Origin of the sequence: Streptococcus parasanguinis (genome assembly GCF_001578955.1) — a bacterium.
GTDB lineage: Bacteria > Bacillota > Bacilli > Lactobacillales > Streptococcaceae > Streptococcus > Streptococcus parasanguinis_U.
The window spans coordinates 278,623-298,961 of the sequence record NZ_KQ969691.1 but is presented as its reverse complement, the minus strand read 5'-3'; the positions used below and the strand labels follow the sequence as shown (position 1 = coordinate 298,961).

12 protein-coding genes and 2 pseudogenes are annotated in these 20,339 nt (G+C 43.4%); 12 read left to right on the top strand and 2 right to left on the bottom strand.

All coding sequences use genetic code 11. The features are described from left to right. Positions 1–2 precede the first annotated feature (2 nt). From SPADD19_RS08210 to SPADD19_RS08195, 4 genes are all read left to right on the top strand, one after another. Positions 3–1,640 carry a sensor histidine kinase gene (locus tag SPADD19_RS08210; protein ID WP_128861618.1) on the top strand — a complete coding sequence of 546 codons (1,638 nt, stop codon included), beginning with the start codon at positions 3–5 and terminating at the stop codon, positions 1,638–1,640. A 10-nt stretch (positions 1,641–1,650) separates the two neighbouring features. After that, positions 1,651–2,955: a response regulator transcription factor gene (locus tag SPADD19_RS08205; RefSeq protein ID WP_049506762.1), complete on the top strand. Its 1,305-nt coding sequence runs from the start codon at positions 1,651–1,653 to the stop codon at positions 2,953–2,955. Between the two features lie 197 nt (positions 2,956–3,152). Next, positions 3,153–3,746, top strand: a complete 594-nt coding sequence (locus tag SPADD19_RS08200) for a TetR/AcrR family transcriptional regulator (RefSeq protein WP_003019176.1) — start codon at positions 3,153–3,155, stop codon at positions 3,744–3,746. Next, positions 3,746–4,309 carry an NAD(P)H-dependent oxidoreductase gene (locus SPADD19_RS08195; RefSeq protein ID WP_003019138.1) on the top strand — a complete coding sequence of 188 codons (564 nt, stop codon included), beginning with the start codon at positions 3,746–3,748 and terminating at the stop codon, positions 4,307–4,309. The genes SPADD19_RS08200 and SPADD19_RS08195 overlap by 1 nt, the downstream gene beginning before the upstream one ends. 377 nt (positions 4,310–4,686) lie before the next feature. Here the strand turns inward: SPADD19_RS08195 and SPADD19_RS08190 are convergent, their stop codons facing one another. Next, positions 4,687–5,541 (bottom strand): putative RNA methyltransferase, encoded by an 855-nt coding sequence (locus SPADD19_RS08190; RefSeq protein WP_003019161.1) that lies wholly within the window; start codon positions 5,539–5,541, stop codon positions 4,687–4,689. Positions 5,542–5,578: 37 nt separating this feature from the next. Between SPADD19_RS08190 and SPADD19_RS08185 the strand changes: the two are divergent. The 5 genes and pseudogenes from SPADD19_RS08185 to SPADD19_RS08165 form a co-directional block, all read left to right on the top strand. Then, positions 5,579–5,722, top strand: a pseudogene (locus SPADD19_RS08185) (winged helix-turn-helix transcriptional regulator); the annotation flags it as partial. A gap of 127 nt (positions 5,723–5,849) precedes the next feature. Next, entirely contained in the window at positions 5,850–6,716 is an 867-nt protein-coding gene (locus tag SPADD19_RS08180) for an ABC transporter ATP-binding protein (protein WP_061455755.1), read from the top strand. Beyond that, positions 6,716–7,558 carry an ABC transporter permease gene (locus SPADD19_RS08175; RefSeq protein WP_061455754.1) on the top strand — a complete coding sequence of 281 codons (843 nt, stop codon included), beginning with the start codon at positions 6,716–6,718 and terminating at the stop codon, positions 7,556–7,558. Before SPADD19_RS08180 ends, SPADD19_RS08175 begins: the two co-directional genes overlap by 1 nt. Positions 7,559–7,576: 18 nt before the next feature. Further along, positions 7,577–8,032: a LytTR family DNA-binding domain-containing protein gene (locus SPADD19_RS08170; RefSeq protein ID WP_003019120.1), complete on the top strand. Its 456-nt coding sequence runs from the start codon at positions 7,577–7,579 to the stop codon at positions 8,030–8,032. 9 nt (positions 8,033–8,041) lie between these two features. Next, a pseudogene (locus SPADD19_RS08165) lies at positions 8,042–8,456 on the top strand (DUF3021 domain-containing protein). Positions 8,457–8,517: 61 nt separating this feature from the next. Here the strand turns inward: SPADD19_RS08165 and tyrS are convergent. After that, positions 8,518–9,774 (bottom strand): tyrosine--tRNA ligase, encoded by a 1,257-nt coding sequence (gene tyrS, locus SPADD19_RS08160; protein WP_003004779.1) that lies wholly within the window; start codon positions 9,772–9,774, stop codon positions 8,518–8,520. Positions 9,775–9,956: 182 nt separating this feature from the next. Between tyrS and pbp1b the strand changes: the two genes are divergently transcribed. The 3 genes from pbp1b (at position 9,957) to rpoC (ending at position 20,179) form a co-directional block, all read left to right on the top strand. Next, positions 9,957–12,446 (top strand): penicillin-binding protein PBP1B, encoded by a 2,490-nt coding sequence (pbp1b, locus tag SPADD19_RS08155; protein ID WP_061455753.1) that lies wholly within the window; start codon positions 9,957–9,959, stop codon positions 12,444–12,446. A gap of 350 nt (positions 12,447–12,796) precedes the next feature. Continuing rightward, positions 12,797–16,366 (top strand): DNA-directed RNA polymerase subunit beta, encoded by a 3,570-nt coding sequence (rpoB, locus tag SPADD19_RS08150; RefSeq protein WP_049498594.1) that lies wholly within the window; start codon positions 12,797–12,799, stop codon positions 16,364–16,366. A gap of 159 nt (positions 16,367–16,525) precedes the next feature. Continuing rightward, positions 16,526–20,179, top strand: a complete 3,654-nt coding sequence (gene rpoC, locus SPADD19_RS08145) for a DNA-directed RNA polymerase subunit beta' (RefSeq protein ID WP_061455752.1) — start codon at positions 16,526–16,528, stop codon at positions 20,177–20,179. Positions 20,180–20,339 lie beyond the last annotated feature (160 nt).

Here is a 20,339-nt window from a genome sequence, read left to right as displayed (position 1 = left end):
GAATCTGGTTAAGTACGCTTTTAAAATTTTACGCCTGTGTCATGGTGGCCATTTTGACCATCATGGGCCTGGTCGTCGCGGGGATCTCTTGGAAAAACCAGCAAGCTGAAGCAGATCGGATCGCCCAACGGGTTTTGACCGAAGTCGTGACGGATCTCGAGACCTCTTATCAGCGGGTTACACAAGAAGGCCGTAGTCTCGTTGAAAACCCTGCAAAATTAGAAGGAGTTTATCGCTATTTTACCTTGACGCCATCGGAATATGAGACTTGGCGATTGAATGCCCAATTCCCTTCTTATATCCAGTTGTCTCTACATAAGAATATTGATAGCCTCTATTTGAGCAATAAAAACATAGAGGGCATCGATGTCACCTTGTCTGATTACAAGACGGTATTTGTCTCCACACGGCAATCGAAGGGAGGTAAGCAAGTATCGGCGGATCATTACAAGGCTCCTGTGACAGCTATTCCAGTTCCTTTGACAGACCCGACAACGGGAGCCGGAGTTGGGATTGCTTATATGACCTTGGACCAGGAAATTTTGACGGCAGCGATTGATAATGCCAGAGGTGATCTTCCAATCGCTGTGCGGATCTTTACGCCCTTTGGGAAAGAGATGTACCATGAAGGGGATAAGGGACAATCGAAGGATATTAAATGGCAAACCCGTAGCACGATCTATGGCTACAAGGTGGATGTAGCTGTTTCTGAAAGTTATCTGGTCAAAAAGGGTCTAGCCAACCTGACTACCTTTCTTTCCGTTTCCTTCCTGATTTTCTTGATCCTTTACTTATTATTAGGTCAGATTTTCAAAAATTACCGGCGTCAAGTCCTCGATTTAGTCGATACCATGAATCAGATCAGTCAAGGCGATAGTGAACGACGGATTGATACCTCGACCAAGGACCAAGAACTTTTGGTTATTGGTAATATGATCAATACCATGTTGGACAATATGGACAAGAATATTCGGGATATCTATCAGCTACAGCTCAGCCAAAAAGATGCTAATATGCGGGCGCTACAAGCCCAGATCAATCCCCACTTCATGTACAATACACTGGAATTTATCCGGATGTATGCCGTGATGCAAGAGCAAGAAGAGTTGGGTGATATTATCTATGAGTTTAGTAGTCTCTTGCGCAATAATATCTCAGATGAGCGAGTGACGACAGTTGAAAATGAGCTCGAATTTTGTCGCAAATACAGCTACCTCTGCATGGTGCGTTATCCAAAATCGATTGCCTATGGCTTTAAGATCGATCCAGGTTTGGAAAAAATGAAGATTCCAAAATTTACTATCCAGCCTTTGGTTGAGAACTATTTTGCACATGGGGTGGACCACAAACGCAAGGACAATGTGATTAGTGTCAAAGTCTTGCAAGGAGAAGGGCAAGTCATGATCCTGGTCAGTGATAATGGGCGCGGGATGGAAGAAGAACAGCTAGAAAAAATTCAAGAAATACTAGCCAATCGCAATCCACGCTCAGAAATCGAAGAAAAGAGTGGGCGGCAGTCCATCGGAATTGTCAATGTTCATGAACGCATGCTACTCTATTTTGGAGATCGCTACCATATCCAAGCCTTCTCCCAACCTCACCATGGAGTGACTTATACGATAACCATTCAAGATGAATAAAGGAGACAGAATGTACAAAGTCTTATTAGTAGACGATGAGTATATGATTACAGAAGGATTAAAAAAATTAATCCCCTTTGACCACTGGAATATGGAAGTGGTCGCAACTGCTGAAGATGCAGACCAGGCTCTTGATTATGTGCGAGAGCATCCGGTGGATGTGGTGATCACGGATGTCAATATGCCTGGCAAGACCGGACTTCAGATGATTGCTGAGATGAAGGATTTGATCCCAGATGCTGCTTTTATCATTATGTCAGGCTATCAGGATTTTGAATATGTCAAAACAGCCCTCAATTTGCGCGTGGCAGACTACCTGCTCAAACCTGTCAATAAGGTGGAGATGGGCAATATTCTAGAAAAAATTCGGAACCAAATCCAGCAACCAAGCCAAGAGTTGGCCAACCGTTTGATTCACGATGACATCTCTGAGGAAGAGTTTTGTCGGTATATCGCAGGTCGGAATTCACTGTGGATTGGGGTTGCTAAGGAGAAAAAAGGCTTTATCAGCTCGTCTTACCAAGTTCTAGGGCAAAATCTTCAACTCTTTATCTCAGATCAAGAAGAAGAAGCCATGATTGAGAAGGCATTTGAGCCTCCGTATAAGGAGCACTTTCATCAATTTAAGGACCTAGTAGAGCGGAGCCTCTTTTATGGGGCGATCCCTCTCAATCAAGATGAAGAGGTCTTCCATTACTACGAACCGGCCTACCGGGTGATCATGCAAGGAAATATCCAACAGATCTTAGAAGAACTGGACTGGTTAGAAAAAATGATCCTTGAGAAGACACCTAAGGTTTCACTGACCAAGCAGCTCTTTATCCAATTTTTGATGGATGTCTTTCATTTGTTTGAATACCTGCAAGGAGATGATTTGGCCGATGTGGTTAAGAAAGTCCATGATGCTGCCACCTTTAGCGAGATGATTGGCTTTATCCAGGAAGAGTTGTCCCGTTTCTTATCCCACTATCGGATGAATGAAAATGTAGCGAGTGTCCTCCAAGTGATTAGCCGTGATTACCAAAAAGAGCTGTCACTCAAGGACATCAGTCAGGCTCTCTTTATCAATCCAGTCTATTTAGGCCAATTGATTAAACGAGAAACCAATGCGACTTTCGCAGAACTCCTCAACAAACAGCGGATTAAGGCTGCCCAGCAGCTCCTCTTATCGACCAATGACAGCATTGAAGATATCTGCTATAAAGTCGGTTACAGTAATGTGGGCTATTTCTACAAGGTTTTCCGTAAACTCTGTGGAAAATCGCCTAAAACCTATCGCTTACAAGTCATGACAGAGCATGCAGAAGATGAGTAAAAGGCTGAGACGATTTGTCTCAGCCTTTTAATTGAAGACAAAGTCTTATTAGAAACTTCCCTTAGGTGAGTAGATAACAGAAGGTCAGAGACTCTGAAGCTGAGTTTTGAGTATTTTTTAATTTGACAAACATAAGTAGACAGTGTATACTTTATAAAAAGTAGACGACGTATACTTTGATAAGAAAAGGTGGTCAAATGAAACGGAATACGGAAGAACTGAAAGAAAAGTTAATTTTGGTCGGCATTGAAGAAATCAGAACTAACGGGATTGACCGGATGTCTATGCGTACAATAGCTCAAAAATGTGGGGTGACTCATGGAGCTCCCTATAAGCATTTTGGAAGTAAAGATAGATATATTCAAGTGGTTATGGAACACTTATCAATGTTCTTTTTGAAAAATATGATACAAGGGATTGATACTTCCATAGATGCAAGAACTCAACTAACTCTGATGGGCTGTAACTTTGTAAGGTTTGCCCAAGATGAAACCTATCTATTTGAAGCATTATTTATCAAATTTCCATATAACTATTTGGAGTTATCCCAGGAAACTATTTCAGTCAATTCCTCTTTACCAGGATTTGAACATTTTAAGTCGGTAGCGTTAAGACTTAAAGATGAGGAAAATCTTTCTAGTAGTGACGCAGAAATTTTGATCCATTTTTGGAGTTTTATTGCTGGTTTGGCTCTATTGGTAAGGAGTCCTGTTGGAGAAAGCTTTAAAGAAAATGATGTTCAAAAGACCGTCAGAACGATGCTTGATATTTATATAAAAGGAGATAGCTGATGAATGTTTTAATAATCTATTCACATCCGAATGAAACAAGTTATAATGCATCAATCCTTCAAACTGTGCAAAAGCATTTAGCACCAGAGCATAGGGTTAAAATAGTAGACTTATATAAAGAAAACTTTGATCCGGTTTTACGTTTTGATGAAAGGCATAAAAGGAGAGATTTACAGCATAATGAAGACATGAAACCGTATAGAGATTTATTGAGTTGGGCGGATCAGTTGATTTTTATTTTCCCTACTTGGTGGAGTGGAATGCCAGCTATTTTAAAAGGTTTTATTGATCGTGTTTTTGTTGCAGGTTTTGCTTATCAGAATGGACCTCGAGGTCCGGTGGGGCAACTAGATGGAAAAGCGTGGATCATTACGACGCATAATACGCCAAAAATGTTTCTTCCTTTTTCTCAAGACTACGCAAAGGTTCTAAAATCCCAAATCTTGAAACCCTGTGGTATTAAACCGGTTAAAGTGACACAAGTTACACGAGTGGAGTATATGAGTGATCGTCAACGGAAAGAAGAACTCGAAAAAATCGCACAAATAGCCAAAAGGATTTAAAAAAGTGCTTTACAAGTCATGACAGAGCATGCAGAAGATGAGTAAAAGGCTGAGACGATTTGTCTCAGCCTTTTAATTGAAGATAAAGTCTTCTTAAAAACTTTCCTTAGGTGAGTACGGACGTTAGGTGAAATTATCCAGTGGATGATTTCAGCAATCCAGGAAGTTCCATGACTAATTATTGAACCTAAGGTTTCAATAATTCCGAGTACCTGAAACAAATGTGTTTCAGGTACTTTCCTCACGGCGGAAAGTTTCAGTAGATGATTAGATAATTCTAACGAATGAATTTTTTTAAGATTTTATTAGATTTGTAAAGATGTATCCTCCTAGAATCTAATGATTCTGCGTCGAATACCCTATTTTGACTTTATCCGCTACGTCCTTTGTATCTTGATTTTCCCAACCAGCAGCTCAGCTTCAATGGTGATTTCTGTGAGTTGATTCCAGTCGATCTTTTCTTGGTCTACGTGAAATAGAAGAGGGGTCATGGCGAGGAGCGCTTGGCGTTCTTCAGGAGTTAAACTCTTGGTGAGGCTGACCGTTTCGGATGAGAGGATTTGGCAGTGGTCTTCAAAGTGCTCCAAAATTTCCTGGTTGGAGTAGGACTGCTTGGTCAATTGATCTTGAGCCAACTGACGAATTTCTTTCAGATGAGAAGAGGTTGGGACGACCTTAATGATGACCCCTCCTGCCTTTAAGACACGCTCGAATTCAGCGTAATTAGCTGGGGAGAAGATGTCCAAAATGACCTCCATACTCTTAGATTGAATGGGTAAATGAGCCAAGTCTCCTACAAACCAATTGACCTTCCAGCTAGCGTCACTCTTGGCAGCTAGCTGCACAGATTCCTTGGAAAGATCAAATGCATAGAAAGTAGCTTCGGTATAGGCTTCTTGTAGTTTTCGGGAGTAATAGCCTTCTCCACATCCGATATCTAGAATCTTGGCATCACTGGTCGGAATTTTTTGTCCGATCGCTGTTAGAATCGGCTCATAAAAACCTGCTTCCAAGATCAGCTGGCGATTCTGGAAATTTTCTTTGTCATAGTCCTTCGATTGCTTGATCTGGGGAGCCAGGTTGACATAGCCGAATTTCGCTAAATCAAAAGAATGGCTCTTGGGACATTTAAAACTGGTCTCCACAAGTTCTAGGTCTAGTTGACAGATGGGACAGGCAAAAGCAGTGGCTGTTTGAAATCGTTGTAATTTTGGTTTGATCGGTGTATTCATATTAGTAGTGTAACAAAAGAGCCTCTAGATAGCAACCGATGCTTTAATGAGGCTCCAATTGGTTGAGAAATATGATTTTGAGTCTATGCCACTCCATACAGAATATGAGCTGACAAAAAAAGGTAAGTCACTGATGCCGATTTTAAAGGACTTGAATCAATGGGGAAAAGAATGGGTGTAATAAATTTTTTCCTCATTTTAATCTCTTCTATCTCGCCACTCATCTCTTCATTTTAACCACTTAGCCCCAAAAGCCGTTTTTTAAACGGCTTTTTTGCTAGACTGGTTCTATCAAAAGGAGAGAGAACATGATATTACAAGCTAAAAACATAAGCAAACAGTATGGAAATCATTTAGCCGTAAACAATATTCACTTACAGTTTGAAAAGGGAACCTTTAATGCGATTCTAGGACCAAATGGGGCGGGGAAATCAACTACGATTTCCATGTTGATTGGTTTGAAACAAGCAACGCAAGGTGAAATCATCTATGAACCAGGTACTAAAATTGGTGTGGTCTTCCAGACTAGTGTCTTAGATGAGATGCTAACGGTTAGAGAAAATCTGACCATTCGTGCCAGACAGTACAAAGGCCTAAAACCCAATCGTGTATCTAGTCTCATTAATCGGCTAGGTCTATCAGCTTTCCAAAAGCAGAAATACGGGACGCTTTCAGGTGGCCAAAAGCGTCGGGTTGACATTGCGCGTGCCCTGCTCTCACAACCAGATATCCTTTTCTTAGACGAACCAACGACAGGTTTGGATATCCAAACCCGGAAGTCTATTTGGGATTTGCTCTATCAATTGCAGAGGGAAGAGGGAATGACTGTTGTTTTGACCACGCATTATCTTGACGAGGCAGATGAAGCTGATCAGATTTATATTGTGGACCATGGGAAAGTGATTGCTCAGGGATCAGCACGAGATATTAAGAGCCAGTATGCAAAAAACATCTTGAAGATTCGTTTCAAGGAGATGCAGCAGATAGAAAGTCCTGAAAATTCAGGAATGTCAGTAGAACAACAGGGATCATTAGAATATGTTTTTCAACCCGAGAGTGAAAGGGAAGCCATTGATTATCTGGCACAAGTTAGAGATAAAATAGCCCATTTTGAGTTTCGTCCAGGGACCATGGATGATGCCTTTATTGCACTTACAGGAAGGGAGGTTCGCTAATGCTAACCTTACTAAAGCGAAATTTTTTATTGTACTTCAGGAATCGTTCAGGAGTTTTCTTCTCTCTGTTGGGAGCCTTGATTTCCTTTATTCTTTATATTATTTTTCTTCAAAAAAATCTAACAGATGCTTGGGCTCAGCTCCCCAATAGAGGTCCTGTGTTAAATAATTGGTTAATGAGTGGGACGCTGGCTGTGACAGGGATTACGACAAGTCTGGCTACCCTGACTCAGCTAGTAAAGGATCGTGAACATCAAGTAGATCAGGATCTTTGTTTATCGGATCAAGGAAAGTGGCGGTTACCATTTTCGTATCTAACGAGCGCAATCATCATCTCTTTTTTCATGCAGGCCCTTATGTATGTGCTGATGTGTGGCTATTTTAGAGAAGTTCCAGCACTGTCTTTATTACCTGAAGTGCTCCTCATCATGCTGCTTAGTAGCCTGCTTTCTAGTTTAGTGAATGCCATTTTTGTTTATTTTTTCCATTCCGTAGACAGTCTTGGGAAGTTTTCGACCATAGTGGGTACAGTTTCTGGTTTTTTGGTAGGGACTTATGTACCTTTAGGTGTTCTACCTGATTTTGCACAACTACTAATGAAATGTACTCCAGCAACTTATATTGCATCACTTTATCGGCAAGTACTCATGAAAGAAGCAGTGAGCGAAACCTTTAAGGGGCGAGATGATCTTCTTCGAGAATTTCAAGAAAAAATGGGCGTTCAGCTCAAATGGCAAGCGTTATTGACAAAGGAACAAACATACCTTATAGTGTTAGGTGGTATTCTTCTAGCTTTGGGGATTTGGGTTTCCTTAGCAAAAAGATCGAATAAAAGAAAGTAAGTGAGAATTGGAGTAGGAATGAAGATTCGTTTTGAGGAAAAACAGGATATCCCAGAAAACGACCCCTGTGTGGTCATTCAAGCCAAGCAATTATCTGATCAAGCACGAGAGGTGATGGACTACCTCGAACAGTTTTCGACAGTGAATCAAGTAGTGATTCCTATCAAAACAGATGATCATTTGATCATGGTAAAAATTGATGACATTATTTTAGCCGAGATTGATAAGAATCAGCTAACCATTTATACGACAGACAAAATGTTCACCGTCAGAGATACTTTGACAAATTTTCAACATCGGATAAATCGTCGTAATTTTTTACAGATATCACGCCACGCGGTGATGAATATCGACCATTTGGAATCGCTATCGGATAGTTTTTCAGGCAATATGATGGCTAAACTGACACGCGGAGTAAAATCAAGTGTCAGTCGGAAATATGTCAAATCCTTGATGGATTATTTAGGGGTATAGGAGAAAGTGATGAAACGAGTTATAGCTTATTTTGTATCTGGTATGAGGACAGGTTCCTTCTTTTATTTGTGTTTGGTGTTATTATCCCATCTCTATACCAACATCGTCTATCCCGCTGTAAATGCCCGCAACATCCTGGCGATCTTTTTAATGAGTGGAACAATGGGAGTCTTGACGTTCATTCTTGAGGAAGAAGAGTTTTTGACCTATAGTTTGCGTGTGGCCTTGCATTTAGTTGTGACAGCTACCATCTTAGCATTGACCTACTTTATTTTTTGGCTGGGGGGCAGCCTTACGGAGCCCGATTCCTTGGTTGATCTTTCTAGCCATTTACGGCCTGATCTGGCTTTACCAGATTTGGCAGCTCCATAAAAAAACTCAACGAATCAACCAGGCATTGTTGCATCGCAGAAAAGGGAAATAGTCCCAGAAAAAGTGTATAAGAAAACCACGAAGTTCATACCAAACTTCGTGGTTTTACTTTCTTAATAAGTCAAAACAAAGTATTTTTTCTTACCGCGACGGATAACGGTCAATTCATTTTCTAATTTATCGCTATCGCTCAAGACATAGTCAAGGTCTTGGATGCGTTCGCCGTTAACGTAGATAGCACCATTTTGAACATCTTCGCGGGCTTGGCGTTTAGAATTTACCACACCAGCTGTGACCAAGAGTTCAACAATGTTGAGGTTGTCTTCTGCTTGGACCTGGTAGTTTGGCACACCACGAAGGCCTTGTTTGAGCTCTTTGACAGAAAGGTTTTTGATGTTTCCTGCAAAGAGTTGTTCTGTGATGTTGAGGGCTTCCTTGTAGGCTTCTTCACCGTGGACAAGGGTGACCACTTCACGCGCCAAGATCTTTTGAGCCAAGCGTTCATGAGGAGCAGCCTCAAACTGTTTACGGATCTCTTCAATCTCATCAAGTGACAAGAATGTGAAGATCTTCAAGAAGCGCACAGCATCTGCATCCATAACATTCATCCAGAATTGGTACATTTCGTATGGAGATGTTTTGTCTGCATTGAGCCAGACCGCATTACCTTCTGATTTACCGAATTTCTTACCAGTTGCATCTGTGATCAAAGGCACAGTCATAACATGACCAGTTTTATCTGCTTTACGACGCATCAACTCAGTACCGGCTGTCATGTTTCCCCATTGGTCAGATCCACCAATTTGAAGGGTTACATTGTGTTCTTGGTTGAGGACGTAGAAGTCATAGCCTTGCATAATTTGGTAGGCAAACTCTGTGTAAGAAATCCCTGTCTCAATCCGTTTTTTAACAGATTCTTTACTCATCATAGCATTGACTGTAAAGTATTTTCCGACATCACGAAGGAAGTCAATAAAGCTAATGCTTCCGAACCAATCGTAGTTGTTGACCATTTCGGCTTTATTGTCCCCGTTTTCAAAATCGAGGAAACGAGACAATTGTCCTTGAATGGAGCGAACCCATTCTTGTACAGTTTCTTTTGTTTGGAGACTACGTTCAGCATCTTTGAAGGACGGATCTCCAATGAGACCAGTCGCACCGCCAACGAGCGCATAAGGTTTGTGGCCTGCTAGTTGAAGGCGACGGCTCGTCAAGATGGCAACCAAGTGACCAAGGTGAAGGCTGTCAGCAGTTGGATCATAACCAGTATAATAAGAAACCTGACCTTCTTCCAGTGCTTTGCGTAAGGCTTCTTCATCCGTCGTTTGAAATACCAAACCACGCTCTTTTAGCTCATCAAAAATGTGCATGTGTCTTTTCTCCTTTATAAGTTTATTCATTTCTCTATTCTACCATAAACCACGGAAATGGCAATGCTTTCCATCATTTTCTTGTCCTGACCCAAGAAGAATGAGTGACGATTTCTACGCTCTTGTGATTGAAAACAAAGGGTCTAATCTGCTATAATATAGGGAACAAGGAGAAAGAATCAGTGAATCAATTAAAAGAGAAACTGCAAGAGTTTTGGAAGAAAGTCCAAAAATTCTTTGCAAATATGTATATAGAAACTCCGAATAAGGAAAAAAATGAAGAAAGTAGCTGGTCTGTCGGTGATATTTTTGCGACCTTTTTGCGAACCCTCAAACTCTTGTGGGATGTCATGATCGCTCTGTTCGTGTGCCTCTTTTTATTTGGCGCAGGGATCGGGATTGGTTATGCGGCGAGCCTCTTTAGCAACGTCAAGGTTCCAAAGACAGAAGAATTGGTCCAGCAGGTTCGCAACGTCAGCAGTGTTTCAAAACTGACTTATTCCGATAAGAGCTTGATTGCAGAAGTGGACAGTGATTTGATCCGCACGCCAGTAGCAGGAGACGCCATTTCAGACAATGTCAAGAAGGCTGTGATCGCTACTGAGGATGAGAATTTTGAAAGCCACAAGGGGGTTGTACCTAAAGCCGTTCTTCGGGCAACGCTTGGATCTGTAGCCGGTGTGGGTTCCTCTAGTGGGGGATCAACCCTAACCCAGCAGTTGATCAAACAGCAAGTTGTGGGAGACGCTCCGACCTTTACTCGTAAGGCGACAGAGATTGTCGATGCCTTGGCTTTAGAGCGGGGAATGGATAAAAATGAAATCCTAACCACCTACTTAAATGTTTCGCCTTTTGGACGAAACAATCGGGGACAAAATATTGCGGGTGTGGAAGCTGCGGCTCAAGGGATCTTTGGCGTCTCTGCGAAAGACTTATCTGTTCCACAAGCGGCCTTTATCGCTGGCTTGCCACAAAGTCCGATTGTCTACTCCCCCTATGCTGCAGACGGTAGCCTAAAGAGCAAGGAGAACCTCGAGTTAGGTCTGGCGCGTGCCAAAGACGTTTTGTTCAATATGTACCGGACAGGAGCCTTGTCGAAAAAAGACTACGAGACCTATGCTCAGTACGACTTGACCAAAGACTTCATCGCTCCAGATGGCATCGAGAAAACACCGCATGACTACCTCTACTTCCAAGCCATGGCAGAAGCAAAAGAGGCCATGTATGATTACTTGATCAAGCGAGACAATGTCACCAAGCAAGATTTGAAAAATAATGAAACCGTCAAGGCTTACCAAGAATTAGCTGAGAGCGAGTTGCGCGAAGGTGGCTACACCATTCAAACCACGATTAACAAACCGGTTCACAATGCCATGCAGGCCGCAATAGCTAATTTTGGAAGCGTCTTGGATGATGGGACAGGTCTTGTAGAAGTTGGGAATGTCCTTATGGACAACCGAACGGGTGCCGTTTTAGGATTTATCGGCGGACGGAATTTTGACGGCAACCAAAACAACCATGCCTTTGATACAGAACGTTCCCCAGGGTCTACTATCAAACCACTGTTGGCCTATGGGATTGCCATCGACCAAGGCTTGATGGGAAGCAATAGCATCCTTTCTAACTATCCGACTAATTTCTCAAGTGGTGAGCCAATCATGCACGTGGATAGCCGAGGAACGGCTATGATGGATCTTCGTGAGGCTCTCAATACTTCATGGAATATCCCAGCCTATTGGACCTACCGAACCCTACGTGAAAAAGGGGTGGATGTTCCCTCTTACATGAAGAAGATGGGCTATGATATCTCTGAATACGGAATTGAGAGTCTGCCGATGGGTGGAGGAATTGAGGTCACAGTTGCTCAACATACCAATGGTTACCAGACCATAGCCAATAATGGAAACTACCTCAAGCGTTATATGGTAGAGCAAATTATTGATCGGGATGGGGATGTGGTCTATAAGCATGAAGCAGATCCTGTTCGTGTCTACTCTCCAGCAACGGCAACGATTATGCAAGATCTCTTACGTGGAGTGCTCACATCTGGGGCAACCACAACCTTCAAATCACGGCTTAGTCAAGTCAATCCAACGCTGGCTGGTGCTGACTGGATTGGAAAAACTGGTACCACTAATTCAAATGGGGATATGTGGTTGATGTTGTCCACGCCAACTGTCTCTCTAGGAGGGTGGATTGGTCATGACAACAATGCCTCCATGCAGGCACTAACAGGATATAACAATAATGCTCAGTATATGGCACAATTAGTGAATGCGATCTATCAAGCAGATCCGAGTCTTTTGGGTGTCCAAGACAAATTCACTTTCGACAAGAGTGTAATCCGTTCTGAAGTACTCAAATCGACTGGTGAAAAACCAGGCCGCGTCAATGTGAATGGTCGAGATGTCGATGTGAGTGGTCAAATGGTAACAAGCCTTTGGGCAAAAAATGGAGCCCCAACCACTCAGTATCATTTTGCGATTGGAGGTTCTGACAGCGATTATCAGAACGCTTGGGCGGCTATTCTAGGTAATGCTGGTGGCAATCAAAACACTAATAACCGAAATAATAATACAAATAGTAGTGAAACAAGCAGTAGTTCAAGTAGTAGCAATTCAAGCAATAATTCTACAAATCGAAACAGCTCAAATCGTGACAATCGGCGCTAGTCTTATCTAGTAGAAAACCTAGTGAAAGTCTTGATTTTTGAAGGAAAAAACGATATAATAGTTACAACTAATTTGTCGTGTGCTTTATTTGAAATATTGTCCAAATAAGAGCTTACAGCAGTTAAATCTTACTTGAATAAGTCGATTTAGCTGCTCTTTTTGTGTCTATTTTTAGGGAAAATTATAGCTTGTTACAGAAACTTAATTTTTCTAAAAATTACAAAAATGACAAATAAGGGGAAGAGACAGCTCTTCACGTGATGCAAATCACACTAATGTAGTTAAAATCGGATAGGTGGTAGAAATCGTTTTACTAAGCTATCCTAGTATGGAAAAAGGAGTAAAAAACTTTGGCAGGACATGACGTTCAATACGGGAAACATCGGACCCGTCGTAGTTTTTCAAGAATCAAAGAGGTTCTTGATTTACCAAACTTGATTGAAATCCAGACAGACTCATTCAAAGATTTCTTGGATCATGGCTTGAAGGAAGTATTTGAAGATGTGCTTCCCATCTCAAACTTCACGGATACAATGGAATTGGAATTTGTGGGTTATGAAATCCGCGAACCTAAGTATTCGCTTGAAGAAGCGCGCATCCACGATGCCAGCTACTCGGCACCAATCTTTGTGACCTTCCGTTTGGTCAACAAAGAAACAGGTGAAATCAAGACCCAAGAAGTTTTCTTTGGTGATTTCCCAATCATGACTGAAATGGGAACCTTTATCATCAATGGTGGAGAACGGATTATCGTATCTCAGTTGGTCCGCTCACCAGGTGTCTACTTCAATGATAAGGTGGACAAGAATGGTAAGGTTGGTTATGGATCAACTGTTATCCCGAACCGTGGGGCTTGGTTAGAGCTTGAAACTGACTCAAAAGACATTGCTTACACGCGCATCGACCGCACACGTAAAATTCCATTTACAACTCTTGTGCGTGCCCTTGGATTCTCTGGAGATGATGAAATCATCGATATCTTTGGGGATAGCGAATTGGTTCGCAATACCATTGAAAAAGATATCCACAAAAACCCAATGGATTCACGGACAGATGAAGCTCTCAAAGAAATCTATGAGCGTCTTCGTCCAGGTGAACCAAAAACAGCGGAAAGCTCACGTAGCTTGTTGGTAGCTCGTTTCTTTGATCCACGTCGTTATGACTTGGCACCAGTTGGTCGCTACAAGATCAACAAGAAACTCAATATCAAGAACCGCTTGTTGAACCAAACAATCGCAGAACCATTGGTAGATGCTGAAACAGGGGAAATCCTTGTAGAAGCTGGTACTGTCATGACGCGCGATGTGATCGACAGTATCTCAGAACAATTGGATAACGGTTTGAACAAAATCACCTACATTCCAAATGATGCTGCTGTTTTGACAGAGCCAGTAGAATTGCAAAAATTCAAAGTTGTCGCTCCAACAGATCCAGATCGCGTTGTCACCATCATCGGAAATGCTAACCCATCTGACAAAGTACGGATTGTGACTCCAGCTGACATCTTGGCAGAAATGAGCTATTTCTTGAACCTTGCAGAAGGCCTTGGCCGTGTAGATGATATCGACCATCTTGGAAATCGTCGGATTCGTGCCGTTGGTGAATTGCTTGCCAACCAAGTGCGTCTTGGACTTTCACGGATGGAACGAAACGTTCGCGAACGGATGTCTGTACAAGATAACGACGTCTTGACACCACAACAAATCATCAACATCCGCCCAGTAACTGCAGCAATTAAAGAATTCTTTGGATCTTCACAGTTGTCACAGTTCATGGACCAACACAACCCGCTTTCTGAGTTGTCTCACAAACGTCGTTTGTCTGCCTTAGGGCCTGGTGGTTTGACACGTGACCGTGCTGGATATGAAGTTCGTGACGTGCACTATACCCACTATGGTCGTATGTGTCCAATCGAAACACCTGAAGGACCAAACATCGGTTTGATTAACAACTTGTCATCCTACGGACACTTGAACAAATATGGTTTCATCCAAACTCCATACCGTAAAGTAGACCGTGAAAAAGGTGTGGTGACCAACGAAATCGTTTGGTTGACAGCCGATGAAGAAGATGAGTACATTGTCGCACAGGCTAACTCTAAGTTGAACGAAGAAGGTGGCTTTGCAGAGCCAATCGTTATGGGACGTCACCGTGGTAATAACCAAGAATTCCCATCTGATCAAGTCGACTACATGGACGTTTCTCCAAAACAAGTAGTTGCTGTTGCGACAGCATGTATTCCTTTCTTGGAAAACGATGACTCTAACCGTGCCCTCATGGGTGCCAACATGCAGCGTCAGGCTGTCCCATTGATCGATCCAAAAGCACCTTATGTGGGTACTGGTATGGAATACCAAGCAGCCCATGATTCAGGAGCTGCAGTGATTGCTCAATATGATGGTAAAGTCACTTATGCAGATGCGGACAAGGTAGAAGTTCGTCGGGAAGACGGTTCGCTTGATGTCTACCATATTCAAAAATTCCGTCGTTCAAACTCAGGTACTGCCTACAACCAACGGACCCTTGTAAAAGTTGGCGATGTCGTTGAAAAAGGCGACTTTATCGCTGATGGTCCATCGATGGAAAAAGGGGAAATGGCCCTTGGTCAAAACCCAATCGTCGCTTACATGACATGGGAAGGGTATAACTTCGAGGATGCCGTTATCATGAGCGAACGCTTGGTGAAAGAAGATGTCTACACATCTGTTCACTTGGAAGAATTCGAATCAGAAACACGCGATACTAAGTTAGGCCCTGAAGAAATTACCCGTGAAATTCCAAACGTCGGGGAAGATGCTCTTCGTGACTTGGATGAAACAGGTATTATCCGTATTGGTGCGGAAGTAAAAGAAGGCGATATCCTTGTCGGTAAGGTAACACCGAAGGGTGAAAAAGACCTTTCTGCCGAAGAACGTCTCCTTCACGCGATCTTTGGAGATAAATCTCGTGAAGTGCGTGATACTTCTCTTCGTGTACCTCACGGTGGAGATGGAGTCGTTCGCGATGTCAAGATCTTTACGCGTGCAAACGGAGATGAATTGCAATCTGGTGTGAACATGTTGGTTCGTGTTTACATCGCACAAAAACGCAAGATCCGCGTCGGAGATAAGATGGCCGGTCGTCACGGAAACAAAGGGGTTGTGTCTCGTATTGTTCCAGTTGAAGATATGCCTTACCTTCCAGACGGTACACCGGTTGATATCATGTTGAACCCTCTTGGGGTGCCATCACGTATGAATATCGGTCAGGTTATGGAACTTCACCTTGGTATGGCAGCTCGTAACTTGGGTATTCACATCGCAACACCAGTCTTTGACGGAGCAAGCTCAGAAGACCTCTGGGATACTGTGAAAGAAGCTGGTATGGATAGTGATGCCAAGACCATCCTTTACGATGGACGTACAGGTGAGCCGTTTGACAACCGTGTTTCTGTCGGTGTCATGTACATGATCAAGCTTCACCACATGGTTGATGATAAACTTCATGCCCGTTCAGTCGGACCATACTCAATGGTTACCCAACAACCACTCGGAGGGAAAGCTCAGTTTGGTGGACAACGTTTCGGGGAAATGGAAGTGTGGGCCCTTGAGGCTTATGGTGCATCAAATGTCCTTCAAGAAATCTTGACTTACAAGTCAGATGATGTCAACGGACGTTTGAAAGCTTATGAAGCGATTACCAAAGGTAAACCAATTCCAAAACCAGGTGTACCAGAATCTTTCCGCGTTCTTGTCAAAGAATTGCAATCTCTTGGTCTTGACATGCGTGTCTTGGACGAAGATGATCAAGAAGTGGAACTTCGTGACCTCGATGAAGGGGAAGACGATGATGTGATTCATGTGGATGACCTTGAAAAAGCACGTGAAAAAGCAGCCAAGGAAGCAAAAGCGGCCTTTGATGCTGAAGAATCAGAAAAATAATCAGTAAAAATGATTGTCCTGCGAGAAACCAATGTTTCTGACAGGATGATTCGATAACAAGATGCAGACACAAGGAGGTGGCAAGAAAGTTTCCTTTCTTCCCCCACCTAAGCTGTATCCAAATGAAACAAGTATGAAAACAAGGAAAGGTAAGAAATAGTGGTTGATGTAAATCGTTTTAAAAGTATGCAAATCACCCTAGCTTCTCCAATCAAGGTCCGTTCATGGTCTTATGGAGAGGTCAAGAAACCTGAAACAATCAACTACCGTACATTGAAACCAGAACGTGAAGGTCTCTTTGATGAAGTCATCTTTGGACCTACAAAAGACTGGGAATGTGCGTGTGGGAAATACAAACGGATCCGTTACAAAGGGATCGTTTGTGACCGCTGTGGGGTTGAAGTAACACGTGCGAAAGTTCGTCGTGAACGCATGGGGCACATCGAGTTGAAAGCACCTGTATCACACATCTGGTACTTCAAAGGAATCCCTTCTCGTATGGGATTGACTTTGGATATGAGTCCTCGTGCCCTTGAAGAAGTCATCTACTTCGCAGCTTACGTGGTGATCGATCCAAAAGATACTCCACTTGAGCACAAATCCATTATGACGGAACGCGAATACCGTGAACGCTTACGTGAATACGGACCAGGTTCCTTTGTAGCTAAGATGGGTGCAGAAGCGATCCAAGACCTCTTGAAACAAGTGGATCTGGAAGCTGAAATTGCTCTCTTGAAAGAAGAATTGAAGACTGCAACTGGTCAAAAACGTGTGAAGGCTGTGCGTCGTTTGGATGTCTTGGATGCCTTCTACAAATCTGGCAACAAGCCAGAATGGATGGTCCTCAACATCCTTCCGGTTATTCCACCAGATCTTCGTCCGATGGTCCAATTGGATGGTGGCCGTTTTGCTGCCTCTGACTTGAATGACCTTTACCGTCGTGTGATCAACCGGAACAACCGTTTGGCACGTTTGCTTGAGTTGAATGCCCCTGGTATCATCGTGCAAAACGAAAAACGGATGCTCCAAGAAGCTGTCGATGCTTTGATCGACAACGGTCGTCGTGGTCGTCCGATCACAGGACCAGGTAGCCGTCCACTGAAATCATTGAGCCACATGCTCAAAGGGAAACAAGGACGCTTCCGTCAAAACTTGCTCGGTAAACGGGTGGACTTCTCAGGACGTTCCGTTATCGCCGTTGGTCCAACTCTTAAGATGTACCAATGTGGTGTGCCACGTGAAATGGCCATCGAGCTCTTCAAACCATTCGTGATGCGTGAAATCGTTGCGCGTGATATCGTACAAAACGTTAAAGCTGCAAAACGATTGGTCGAACGTGGAGATGAACGCATCTGGGATATCTTGGAAGAAGTGATCAAAGAACACCCAGTTCTCTTGAACCGCGCACCGACCCTTCACCGTTTGGGGATCCAAGCCTTTGAGCCAGTCTTGATTGACGGGAAAGCTCTTCGCTTGCACCCACTTGTCTGTGAAGCCTACAATGCTGACTTTGACGGTGACCAAATGGCCATCCACGTACCACTTTCAGAAGAAGCCCAAGCAGAAGCTCGTATCTTGATGTTGGCTGCTGAGCACATCTTGAATCCGAAAGACGGGAAACCAGTCGTTACCCCATCTCAGGACATGGTTTTGGGGAACTACTACCTCACTATGGAAGAAGCTGGTCGTGAAGGGGAAGGCATGGTCTTCAAAGATCGTGATGAAGCAGTGATGGCCTTTCGTAATGGCTATGTTCATTTGCATACACGTGTCGGAATTTCGACCGATAGCTTGGACAAACCATGGACAGAAGCGCAACAACACAAGATTCTCTTGACAACTGTTGGTAAGATCCTCTTTAACGATATCATGCCTGCAGAGCTTCCATACCTTCAAGAGCCAAACAATACCAACTTGACAGAAGGCGTTCCAGCTAAGTACTTCTTGGAGCCTGGTCAAGATGTGAAAGCGGCGATTGAGAAATTGGAATTGAACGTTCCATTCAAGAAGAAAAATCTTGGGAATATCATTGCGGAAATCTTCAAACGCTTCCGTACAACCGAAACTTCTGCTTTCTTGGACCGCTTGAAAGACTTGGGTTACCATCATTCAACCCTTGCTGGTTTGACAGTGGGGATTGCCGATATTCCGGTCGTTGAAGATAAGGCAGAAATTATTGAAGAATCTCACAAACGTGTGGAACAAATCACCAAACAATTCCGTCGTGGTTTGATCACGGATGACGAACGCTACAATGCCGTTACAGCTGAATGGCGTGCAGCTCGTGAGAAATTGGAAAAACGCTTGGTGGATAACCAAGATCCGAAGAACCCAATCGTTATGATGATGGACTCTGGAGCCCGTGGTAACATCTCAAACTTCTCGCAACTTGCTGGTATGCGTGGTTTGATGGCCGCTCCAAACGGACGGATCATGGAATTGCCAATCCTGTCAAACTTCCGCGAAGGTTTGTCAGTACTCGAAATGTTCTTCTCAACTCACGGTGCCCGTAAAGGGATGACCGATACGGCCCTCAAGACAGCCGACTCAGGTTACTTGACTCGTCGTTTGGTTGACGTGGCCCAAGACGTCATTATCCGTGAAGACGACTGTGGAACAGACCGTGGACTTGTGATCCGTGCCATTACTGATGGTAAGGAAATGATCGAGCCACTCGAAGAACGCTTGACTGGTCGTTATACCAAGAAATCTGTTAAACATCCTGAAACAGGTGAAGTCATCGTTGGTCCAGATACCTTGATTTCAGAAGACCTAGCACGTGAAATTGTCAAAGCTGGTGTGGAAGAAGTCACTATCCGCTCTGTCTTTACATGTAACACCCGCCATGGTGTCTGCCGTCACTGTTATGGTATCAACTTGGCGACTGGTGATGCGGTTGAAGTGGGTGAAGCAGTCGGAACTATCGCTGCCCAATCTATCGGGGAACCTGGTACACAGTTGACCATGCGTACCTTCCACACGGGTGGGGTTGCCTCAAATACCGATATCACGCAAGGTCTTCCTCGTGTCCAAGAAATCTTTGAAGCCCGCAATCCAAAAGGGGAAGCGGTCATCACTGAGGTCAAAGGGGAAGTCACAGCGATCGAAGAAGATGCTTCTACACGCACCAAGAAAGTCTTTGTTAGCGGAGCAACTGGTGAGGGCGAATACGTTGTCCCTTACACTGCCCGCATGAAAGTCGAAGTGGGAGATCAAGTCTCTCGTGGTGCGGCTCTGACAGAAGGGTCTATCCAACCAAAACGTCTCCTTGCCGTTCGTGATGTCTTGTCGGTTGAAACTTACCTTCTTGCGGAAGTACAAAAAGTATACCGTAGCCAAGGGGTAGAAATCGGCGACAAACACATCGAGGTAATGGTTCGTCAAATGATCCGTAAAGTACGTGTCATGGATCCAGGAGATACAGACCTTCTCATGGGTACGCTTATGGACATTACAGACTTTACAGATGCTAATAAGGATGTCCTTATCTCTGGTGGAGTTCCTGCGACTGCTCGTCCAGTCCTTATGGGAATCACCAAAGCCTCTCTTGAAACCAACAGTTTCTTGTCAGCTGCTTCCTTCCAAGAAACCACTCGTGTTCTTACGGACGCAGCGATCCGCGGTAAGAAAGACCATCTCCTTGGACTTAAGGAAAATGTTATCATTGGTAAGATTATTCCTGCGGGTACAGGTATGGCTCGTTACCGTAATTTGGAACCACAAGCGATTAATGAAGTTGAAATTATCGAAGAAGTACCATTAACAGATGGAACAGTCGATGAAGTTCAAACAGCTGAAGTCGTAGAAGAATAAGAAAATTAGTCGGAACTACATGTTCCGGCTTTTTTTGAAAAAAGGACCCAATAGCAATTAGGCAGTCTATTTTTGAAAAATAATGGTGAAAATCACCTGAAAACTACCTGGAAAATCATGCTCTGAGCAGAAAACTTTTATTCTCAAAGGATTTTCTATA

Coding starts and splice junctions, on each gene's coding strand:
- SPADD19_RS08205 (WP_049506762.1), top strand. CDS start 1,651: ATGTACAAAGTCTTATTAGTAGACGATGAGTATATGATTACAGAAGGA.
- SPADD19_RS08200 (WP_003019176.1), top strand. CDS start 3,153: ATGAAACGGAATACGGAAGAACTGAAAGAAAAGTTAATTTTGGTCGGC.
- SPADD19_RS08195 (WP_003019138.1), top strand. CDS start 3,746: ATGAATGTTTTAATAATCTATTCACATCCGAATGAAACAAGTTATAAT.
- SPADD19_RS08190 (WP_003019161.1), bottom strand. CDS start 5,541: ATGAATACACCGATCAAACCAAAATTACAACGATTTCAAACAGCCACT.
- SPADD19_RS08180 (WP_061455755.1), top strand. CDS start 5,850: ATGATATTACAAGCTAAAAACATAAGCAAACAGTATGGAAATCATTTA.
- SPADD19_RS08175 (WP_061455754.1), top strand. CDS start 6,716: ATGCTAACCTTACTAAAGCGAAATTTTTTATTGTACTTCAGGAATCGT.
- SPADD19_RS08170 (WP_003019120.1), top strand. CDS start 7,577: ATGAAGATTCGTTTTGAGGAAAAACAGGATATCCCAGAAAACGACCCC.
- tyrS (WP_003004779.1), bottom strand. CDS start 9,774: ATGCACATTTTTGATGAGCTAAAAGAGCGTGGTTTGGTATTTCAAACG.